The sequence below is a fragment of the Gordonia sp. i37 genome (assembly GCF_002043085.1).
GTDB classification, from domain to species: domain Bacteria; phylum Actinomycetota; class Actinomycetes; order Mycobacteriales; family Mycobacteriaceae; genus Gordonia; species Gordonia polyisoprenivorans.
In genome coordinates this window covers 19,375-28,423 of record NZ_MVPX01000349.1, presented here as the reverse complement: position 1 = coordinate 28,423, position 9,049 = coordinate 19,375, and the positions used below count along the sequence as shown (strand labels likewise).

Here is a 9,049-nt window from a genome sequence, read left to right as displayed (position 1 = left end):
CGTGGCCGCCGACGTCGAGAACCCCACCCTGCATCCCGAACTCGACGACGCCGTGGTCCGTGTCGCCGGACCGATCCCGCGCTCGGCCGTCGCCTCGGTGCACGTCGACGGGGCCGACGCCGAGGCCGCGGTGCGCAACGCCGTGGTCGTCATCGACGCCGCCGACCTCGGTGACGAGGACGCCGAACTGGCCGTCGGCGACGTCGAGGATCACGACCTGGGGTGGTATGCCACCCAAGAGCTGCCGTTCCTCCTCGAACTGCTCTGAGACGCCACACCGCCCCGGCGACAACCGCTGACGGTCGGTCGCCGACACGCTAACCTACGCTCCCGTAGGTTACGGTGGTCCGGTGAGCGGATCGACGAGTTCGAGGATGGGCGCCATGAAGATCAGGGCTGGGGGAATCAGCATTCGGGACATCCGGGAGCGATTCGAGGAACCGGTGTCGGGGATCGCCGCCCGGACCAGGGGCGGGCAGTGGATTCGGGCTGCTGTTGCCCGGGTGACCACCCCGCTGCTGCCCGACGACTATCTGCATCTGGCCAATCCGCTGTGGTCGGCGCGCGAACTGCGCGGCAAGATCGTGTCGGTGACCGCCGAGACCGAGGACTCGGCGACCATTCGGATCCGCCCGGGGTGGGGATTCTCCTTCGACTACGTGCCCGGTCAGTACATCGGCATCGGCGTGCTCGTCGACGGTCGGTGGACCTGGCGCTCCTACTCGCTGACCTCCGTCCCCGACACGACGCGCGACGAGGGGACCATCGCCATCACCGTCAAGGCGATGCCGGAGGGCTTCCTGTCCTCGCATCTGGTCAACGGCCTGACGCCGGGCACCGTCGTGCGGTTGGCCGCACCGCAAGGTGAATTCGTGCTCCCGCAACCACTTCCGGACAAGATCTTGTTCGTCACGGCCGGCAGTGGCATCACGCCGATCATCTCGATGCTGCGCACCATGGCTCACCGCCACCAGCGCACCGACATCCGGCTCATCCATTCCACCCCGACGCCCGCGGATCTGCTCTTCGGCGACGAACTGGCCCGCTTGCACGCCGACGGCGTCATCGATCTGCACATCCAATACACCCGGACCGACGGCAAGGTGACCCCGGACTCGCTGACCGCACTGTGCCCGGATTGGACGCAGCGGCAGACGTGGGCGTGCGGACCGGGCGCCTTCCTCGACATGGTCTCCGGTGTGTTCGCCGACGGTCATGCCGATCTACTGCACATCGAGCGGTTCGCCCTCGAGCGTGGCGTGGTGGGCGCGGTGGGCGGGACGGTGACGTTCGGCCGTTCCGGGCGCACGCAGGACGTCGACGGCGCCACCACTCTGCTCGAGGCGGGGGAGTCGGCGGGTGTCCTGATGCCGTTCGGGTGCCGCATGGGTATCTGTCAGAGCTGTGTGGTGATGCTCGACCGCGGATGCGTTCGCGACCTGCGGTCGGGCGTCGAACATGTCGAGGGTGAACGCATCCAGACCTGCGTCAGCGCGGCGGCGGGGGACTGCACCCTCGACGTCTGACAGCGCGCTGCGACGCCCCGCCGCCGTGCCCGGACCCGATCGATCGGGTGCAAACATCGCCCCGTCGCCGCAGACCCGTTAGGCTCGAACACGGCTGCTGTCGACCACGGAGGAGATCCGCGTGCGAGCCGAAGTGTCCCGACTGTCCGAAACGACCGAGGTTCCGGTCTGCTCCGACGGGGTGGTCACCCTGCGGGCACACCGGGGCGACGACATCGATCGCGTGGTCGGTTATGCCACCGACCCGCTGACCATGCGCTGGGCGCGCATGCCCTCGCCCTACGGCCGTTCCGACGCCGAGCGATTCATCGACGGGGCCCTGCGAGGTTGGGACGACGGCGACTCCATGACCTGGGCGATCGAGCACGAGGGCCGATTCGTCGGCAGCGTCGAACTGCAGGGCGCCGGGCGGATCGTCGAGGTCGGATTCGTCCTGCACCCCGATGCCCGGGGAGCGGGTCTCGCGCGTCGCGCGGTGGTGCTCGCGATGACGTATGCGGCCGCCGAACGCGACGTGGAGGTCGTGCGGTTCCACGCCGCCGAGGGCAATCTGGCGAGCCTTCGGGTCGCCCACGCCGCCGGGTTCACCCTGCTCGCGCGCCTGCCGGACTGGCTCGAGATGAACAGCCGCGTTGTCGACGCGTGGTGTGCGAAGTGGCATGCCGGCGACGACTTCGCACCGAAATCGCGGTGGCATGCCACCACCTTCGACACCGAACGATTCCGGTTGCGCCCGCTGGCCGAGAAGGATGACGAGCGGATCCGCGAGACCCTCGACGACCCGATCTCGCGCAAATACCTCTTCGAGCGCCCCGATCCGCTGTCGGTCGAACATGCGGCACTCGAACGCACCCGTAAGTGGTGGACCGCTGCTTGCGGGAACACCTGCACCTGGGCGGTCGCCGATCAGGAGACCGACGAATACATGGGCGACATCTCGATCTTCGCGATCGACGACGTCACCGGCGCCGAGATCGGCTTCTACACGCATCCGGCGTCGCGCGGCAAAGGTGTTCTGGGAGAAGCATTCCCGGCGGCGGTGCGCCACATCTTCGATGTCCTCGACATCCGGCGGCTGACGATGTTCGCCGCCGCCTCCAACGAGGGCAGTAGGGCGCTCGCCCGCAACGCCGGTTTCACCGAGTTCGGCACCCAGCCCCTGGCCGCGAGTTCCGACGGCCACATCGAGGATCTCGTCGGGTACGAGCTCCTGCGGGAGAACTGCACACTCTGAGCGGTCCCGACCGAGGTCGCACCGATGTCTGTTTCACCAAGGCTGGACAGCTCGCGCCCAGTAACCTACGCTATCGTAAGTTACGGAAACGTAGCCGTAGGCCGGAGCGGATTGTCCCGGCCGCGGCGTGAGGTGAGAGGAACCCATGGCGATCACCGACATCCCCGAATACGCCCACCTGTCCGAGTCCGACGTCGAGGCCCTCGGCGCCGAACTCGATGCCATCCGGGCCGACATCGAGGCGGCACGCGGAGAGCGTGACGCCCGCTACATCCGCAACACGATCCGCTTCCAACGCGGACTCGAGCTCGCCGGTCGGACGATGATCGCCGGCTCGCGCAATCGCGGGCTGTGGTGGGCGGGTGCAGCCACCCTCGGCGTCGCCAAGATCGTGGAGAACATGGAGCTCGGGCACAACGTGATGCACGGGCAGTGGGATTGGATGAACGATCCCGAGGTGCACTCGACCACGTGGGAGTGGGACAACACCGACCCCTCGGCGCATTGGAAGCACACCCACAACTACATCCATCACAAGTACACCAACGTGCTCGGCATGGATGACGACGTGGGCTATGGGCTGCTGCGCGTGACGCGCGATCAGCGGTGGCGGCCGTTCTACCTGGGCAACCTGGTGTACAACACGCTGCTCGCACTGTTGTTCGAATACGGCGTTGCCGCACAGCATCTCGAGCTCGGCAAGAAGCGCCGCACCCCCGAGGCCAAGGAACAGTTCCGCCGGGATCTGGCCGACGTGGGCCGCAAGGTGGGCAGGCAGCTCGCCAAGGACTATGCCGTGCAGCCGACCCTGGTCGCCGCCGCAGCGGTGGTGTTGGGTGGCGACAAGCGGGATGCCGCAACGGCTTTCCGCAAGGCGGCGACCGCCGACGCGATGGCCAACGTCATCCGCAACCTGTGGACCAACGCCGTCATCTTCTGCGGGCACTTCCCGGACGGCGCCGAGAAGTTCACCAAGCAGGACGTCGACTCCGAGACGCAGGCCGAGTGGTATCTGCGACAGATGTTGGGCAGCGCCAACTTCCGGTGCGGACCGGTGCTGGCATTCATGAGCGGCAACCTCTCCTATCAGATCGAGCACCACATCTTCCCCGATCTGCCGAGCAATCGGCTCGCCGAGATCGCGGTGCGGGTGCGCGCGCTGTGCGAGAAGTACGACCTGCCCTACACCACCGGCTCGTTCCCGCTGCAGTACGCGAAGTCGTGGCGCACCATCGCCAAGCTGTCGCTGCCGAACAAATACCTCTCGGCCACCGCCGACGACGCACCCGAGACCGCGTCCGAACGTCGTTTCAAGCAAGGTCTGCCCGAGGGCACCAGATTGCATGCGACCGTCGACCCGTTGACCGGGCGGCGCCGCGGACTGCGCTCGGCGATCAAGTCCCTGCGCGAGCGTCGGCGGACCCGAGTGGGACGATCGTCCCAGGTGGTGGAGCGTCGCGCGGCATGAGGCGGGCTCCCCGTCTCGGCGCCGCAAGCGCATAATAGACACCGATGGCAATCACCGACATCAATGAGTACGCACACCTGACCGACGCCGACGTCGAGGCGCTCGGGGCCGAACTCGACGCGCTGCGTCGCGAGATCGAGGCCGACCGCGGGGTGCGCGACGTCACCTACCTGCGGCGCACTATCCTCGCACACCGGGTCCTCGAGGTCGCCGGGCGTCTCGCGCTGCTCGGCAGCCATCGGCGGTCGTTGTGGCTGCTGGGCACCGGCGCGCTCGCAGTGGCCAAGATCATCGAGAACATGGAGCTCGGGCACAACGTGATGCACGGGCAGTGGGATTGGATGAACGATCCCGAGGTCCACTCGACGACGTGGGAATGGGACATGGTGTGCGCGTCGCCGCACTGGAAGCACTCCCACAACTACATCCATCACAAGTACACCAACGTCGTCGGCATGGATCACGACGTCGGCTACAAGATCCTGCGGGTCACCCGCGACGAGCCCTGGGAACCGCGACGCGCGCTGCAGCCGCTGTTCAACGTCATCCTGGCGGCCACCTTCGAATGGGGCATCGGCCTGCACGACCTCGCGCTCAAAGAGGTCATTCAGGGCGAGAAGCCCAAAGAGGTCGCGATCCCGCAGATGAAGGAATTCGGTCGCAAGATCGGCAAGCAGGTCGCCAAGGACTATGTGTTGTTCCCGGCGCTGACCGGCCCGAATTTCCGGCACACCCTGACCGCGAATCTGACGGCGAATCTGATCCGCAACCTGTGGGCGTACGTGGTCATCTTCTGCGGTCATTTCCCGGACGGCGCGGAGAAGTTCACCGTCGACACCCTCGAGGACGAGACCCAGGGTCAGTGGTATCTGCGACAGATGTTGGGCAGCGCCAACTTTCACGCAGGCCCGGCCATGGCGTTCATGTCGGGGAACCTCTGCTACCAGATCGAGCACCATCTTTATCCCGATCTGCCGAGCAATCGGCTCGCCGACATCTCGGTGCGCGTGCGTGAACTGTGTGAGAAATACGATCTGCCCTACACGACCGGCTCGCTGTGGGTGCAATACGGCAAGACGCTGCGCACCATCAACAAACTCGCGTTGCCGGACCGGTTCCTGCGCGACACCGCCGACGATGCACCCGAGACGGCGTCGGAACGGCGCTTCGCGGGCATCGACAAGGCGCTCGGTCTGCGCTCGGCCATCGCCGAGGCCCGGCGCAGGCGGCGGTTGCGCCGTCGCGCGCGCTGAGTCGGACTTAGGGCATATCTCCCAATTCCCTTTGCGCGTCTTTGCGGCTCGATGGTCCCCTGGCGGCGTTGTCGTCGGTCACGATAGCTCCGCTATCGCTCCCCTTCGAGGCTCGTGCCTCGCACCTCAGGACGGCGCCTCCTCCGCCTTGCCAGGAAACCATCGACCTCGCAAATCCATCGCAGAGGAATCGGGAGACACGCCCTAGACCGCCTGGACTTCGCCGCGCAGCCGTTGCTGCGCGGCGACTCCTTGCACCGAGTGCTCGCGCTCACCGATCGCGAACGCCGCCCACAGCGCGATGCCGAGTACTGCGGTGGCCGCACCCGCAGCGCACACCAGGTTCCAGCCGCCGATCTGATACGCCCACCCGCCGAACGCCGAACCCGCGACGCCACCGGCGAAGTAGGCCACCATGTAGGCGGTCGTCAGCCGAGAGCGTGCCTCGCCGTCGAGCGAGTACACCGCGGCCTGGTTGGCGATCTGCACGCCCTGCACGCCGAAATCGAAGACGAGCAGCGCCAGGATCAGCACCAACACCTGATGCGCACCCGCCCACAGCAGCCCCCAGCTGAGAAGCTGGACGACCCACACGCCGTACTGGGTGTGGCGCAGATAGCCGCGGTCGGCGAGTCTGCCGACCCGCGGGGCGGCCAGTGCGCCGGCCACCCCGGCCAGACCGAACAGCCCGATCTCGGCGTCGGAGAAGTGATACGACGAGCCGTGCGCTCCGGCGAGCAGGAACGCGATCGCCGTCCACATCGCGGAGAAGGCGGCCATGTTCAGCCCGCCGAGCACCATGCGGTGACGCAGGACGTTCTCCGTGCGGATCAGCGTCGCGATCGAGGCCAGCACACGCGGATACGAGGTGCTGTTCGAGCGCTCGACCGCGGTGTGCGGCGCCCGCCACCACACGGCCGCGGCCATCATCACCTGCATGACCGCGGCGACGACGAGCACGGTGCGCCAGCCGCCCGCCTGCGCGATGAGACCCGACAGGACGCGCGAGAACAGGATGCCGACGAGCAATCCGCTCATCACCGTGCCGACGACGGCGCCGCGTTCACTCGGCCCGGCCACCGCCGCGGCCCACGGCACGACCACCTGCGCCGCCGACGCCGACACCCCGACCGCGAACACCATGATCATCAGGACCGCGTAGGTGGGTGCCGCCGCGGCGATCGCCAAACCGATGCACGACACGACCAGCAGCCCGCCGACGAGCCGTCGGCGGTCCAGGAAGTCGCCCAGTGGTACGACCAGAGCCAGACCGATCAGATAGCCGACCTGGGTCACCGAGATGATCAGGCCCGCGGCCGTCGTCGAGACGTGGAGGTCGCCGCCGACCTCGTGCAGCAGGGGCTGCAGGTAGTAGAGACAGCCCGCCGAGGACCCCGCGGTCACCGCGAACAACAGCACGATCACCCGGCTGAGTCGGGTGGTCGGGGAGGAGGTCGTCGAAGCCATGTGTCCATGGTGCGGCGCGGTCGCCGTGAAGAAAAGCGATAGATTCTGATGGCCACATCTACATGGAAGATGATGGCCAGGTCGGCGGGGGAGTGAGAGGGCGATCACGATGGAACTGCGGCAACTCGACTACTTCCTCGCGTGCTGTGAGCATGGCACCTTCACCGCTGCGGCACGGTCGATGCAGGTCGTGCAGTCGGCGGTGTCGACGTCGGTGGCCAAACTCGAGCGCGAGGTCGGCGCGCAACTCTTCGATCGCACCCCGACCACGCTGGTGCTCACCGAGGCCGGGCGCGCCGTCGTCGAACCCGCTCGAGCCGCGGTCCGGGCGCGCGCCGAGATCGTCGACGCCCTCGCGGCGCTGCGCGGGGACATCCGCGGTGATGTCGCGGTGGGTGCCTTGGTCAACATCGTCACCATCGATCTCGCGGAGGCGTTCGGGGCGGTGCATCGGCGGCATCCGGGTGTCGCGATCGCGATGAGGCAGAATCCGCAGGGCAGTCAGGGCAACATCCGCGGGCTGCGCGACGGAACGCTGGATCTGGCACTGCTCGGCGGTCCGGATCAGGAGATCCCCGGCATCACCGTGTACCGGCTGGCCCGAGAGCCTCTGGTGCTCGTGGCCCACCCCGACCACCGGCTGGTTCGGGCCGGCGGCTTCGCGGCCGCGGATCTCGCCGCCGAACGCACCATCGACTACCCGCCCGGCTGGGGCACCCGCGCGGTGACCGACAAGTGGCTCCCGCATCGCCGATCGGTGATCGAGGTGGCCGATCAAGAGTTCGGTATCCGGTTGGCGCTCAACGATTTCGGGGTGACATTGGTGCCCTGGAGCGTCGCCCACGACCACGCCGGAGCGGTGGGGGTGCCCTGCACCGACCGTGATCTCGACTGGGTTGTCTCGATCGCGCACTCCTCGGTGCGCTCGCCGTCGACGGCCGCCCGGGCGGTCCTCGACATCGTCCGGGAGGTGACGACGCGGACCGCCTGACTCTACATTTGTACCAATGTCCGGACAAATGAAGTGGAGACGATGGTGAGACTGGGATTGGTCGGTTACGGCGCGGGTGGACGGATCTTCCATGCGCCCTATATCCAGGCGGTGCCGGAGATCGAGCTGGCCGGGGTGGTCACCGGCAACCACGACCGCCGTCGCGAGGTGGCAACGGACCTCCCGGGAGTTGCGGTCTTCGACTCACTCGGCGATCTGCTCGATGCCGGCGTGGACGCGGTGACCATCACCACGCCGCCGCAGACGCGCCGTGACCTGGTGCTCGAGGCGGTGTCGCGGGGCGTGCACGTGGTGGCCGACAAGCCCTTCGCGCCGGATGCCGACGGCGGTCGGGAACTGGAGCGGGCGGCGGCGAGAGCCGGTGTGCTGCTGAGTGTGTTTCACAATCGCCGCTTCGACGCCGATTTCGCGACCGTCACCGGTGTGCTGCCCGAACTCGGTGACCTCTGGCGGGTCGAGTCGCGCTACGACCTCGACGAGGCCGCCGGACTCGACGCAGGCCCCACGGGTGGACTGTTGCGCGACATCGGCGCACACCTCGTCGATCAGATGCTCACCCTGCTGGGACCGGTCGAGTCGGTGTACGCCCACCTCGACCGGGTGGATCTGCCGGCCGGTCGGACCGACTGTGGATTCAGCGTGGCGATGACCCACCGCAGCGGCGCCTTCTCCACGGTGACCTCGAGCAAGCTCAACCACGTCGTGTCGCGACAGTGGCGGCTCTACGGTTCGCGTGGCGCATACCTCAGCGACGGCACCGACGCGCAGACCGAGCAGATCCTCGCGGGCAAGCGGCCGGCCGACGATCCGGCGGGGTGGGGATTCGAACGTCCCGACCGGCTCGGGACGCTGCACACCGCCGACGGCGCCCGGACGGTCCCGTCGGCGCAGGGGCGTGCCGACGAGTACTATCGGCGATTCGCCGCAGCGGTGGATCACGGTGCGCCCCAGCCTGTCCCGGCGTCGGAGGGAATTGCGGTGCTCGAGGTGCTCGACGCCGCACGACGCAGCGCCGACGAAGGGGTCCTCGTACACCTCTGACGACCCTGCATCTCTGACGACCCTGCATCTCTGACGACCGAACCCCGT

General features: G+C 67.7%; 7 protein-coding genes and 1 pseudogene. 7 read left to right on the top strand and 1 reads right to left on the bottom strand.

Going from position 1 to position 9,049, the window contains the following annotated elements; translation table 11 throughout:
• The 5 genes and pseudogenes from B1964_RS17015 to B1964_RS16995 all read left to right on the top strand — a co-directional run.
• A pseudogene (locus B1964_RS17015) lies at positions 1-268 on the top strand (hypothetical protein); the annotation flags it as partial.
• 115 nt (positions 269-383) lie between these two features.
• Positions 384-1,526, top strand: a complete 1,143-nt coding sequence (locus B1964_RS17010) for a ferredoxin reductase (protein WP_050955267.1) — start codon at positions 384-386, stop codon at positions 1,524-1,526.
• Between the two features lie 121 nt (positions 1,527-1,647).
• The gene (locus B1964_RS17005) at positions 1,648-2,760 is read left to right on the top strand and encodes a GNAT family N-acetyltransferase (RefSeq protein WP_006370352.1); all 1,113 of its coding nucleotides are present in this window, start codon (positions 1,648-1,650) and stop codon (positions 2,758-2,760) included.
• A gap of 145 nt (positions 2,761-2,905) precedes the next feature.
• Entirely contained in the window at positions 2,906-4,228 is a 1,323-nt protein-coding gene (locus B1964_RS17000) for a fatty acid desaturase (RefSeq protein ID WP_006370351.1), read from the top strand.
• Positions 4,229-4,272: 44 nt separating this feature from the next.
• Positions 4,273-5,481, top strand: coding sequence for a fatty acid desaturase (locus B1964_RS16995; protein WP_014360914.1), 1,209 nt, complete (start codon positions 4,273-4,275; stop codon positions 5,479-5,481).
• 204 nt (positions 5,482-5,685) lie between these two features.
• On the opposite strand, the gene B1964_RS16990 is transcribed toward B1964_RS16995, so the two are convergent.
• On the bottom strand, positions 5,686-6,948 hold the full coding sequence (locus tag B1964_RS16990; RefSeq protein ID WP_079930604.1) for an MFS transporter: 1,263 nt from the start codon (positions 6,946-6,948) through the stop codon (positions 5,686-5,688).
• 109 nt (positions 6,949-7,057) lie between these two features.
• On the opposite strand from B1964_RS16990, the gene B1964_RS16985 reads away from it, so the two are divergent.
• Complete coding sequence (locus B1964_RS16985; RefSeq protein ID WP_014360912.1) at positions 7,058-7,939, top strand: LysR family transcriptional regulator; 882 nt, start codon at positions 7,058-7,060, stop codon at positions 7,937-7,939.
• A gap of 42 nt (positions 7,940-7,981) precedes the next feature.
• Positions 7,982-9,001 carry a Gfo/Idh/MocA family oxidoreductase gene (locus B1964_RS16980; protein ID WP_172398875.1) on the top strand — a complete coding sequence of 340 codons (1,020 nt, stop codon included), beginning with the start codon at positions 7,982-7,984 and terminating at the stop codon, positions 8,999-9,001.
• Positions 9,002-9,049: the final 48 nt, after the last annotated feature.

What these genes read in the sequence shown, in the direction of transcription:
- B1964_RS17010 (WP_050955267.1), top strand. Translation starts at nt 384, where the DNA reads ATGAAGATCAGGGCTGGGGGAATCAGCATTCGGGACATCCGGGAGCGA.
- B1964_RS17000 (WP_006370351.1), top strand. Translation starts at nt 2,906, where the DNA reads ATGGCGATCACCGACATCCCCGAATACGCCCACCTGTCCGAGTCCGAC.
- B1964_RS16995 (WP_014360914.1), top strand. Translation starts at nt 4,273, where the DNA reads ATGGCAATCACCGACATCAATGAGTACGCACACCTGACCGACGCCGAC.
- B1964_RS16990 (WP_079930604.1), bottom strand. Translation starts at nt 6,948, where the DNA reads ATGGCTTCGACGACCTCCTCCCCGACCACCCGACTCAGCCGGGTGATC.
- B1964_RS16985 (WP_014360912.1), top strand. Translation starts at nt 7,058, where the DNA reads ATGGAACTGCGGCAACTCGACTACTTCCTCGCGTGCTGTGAGCATGGC.
- B1964_RS16980 (WP_172398875.1), top strand. Translation starts at nt 7,982, where the DNA reads ATGGTGAGACTGGGATTGGTCGGTTACGGCGCGGGTGGACGGATCTTC.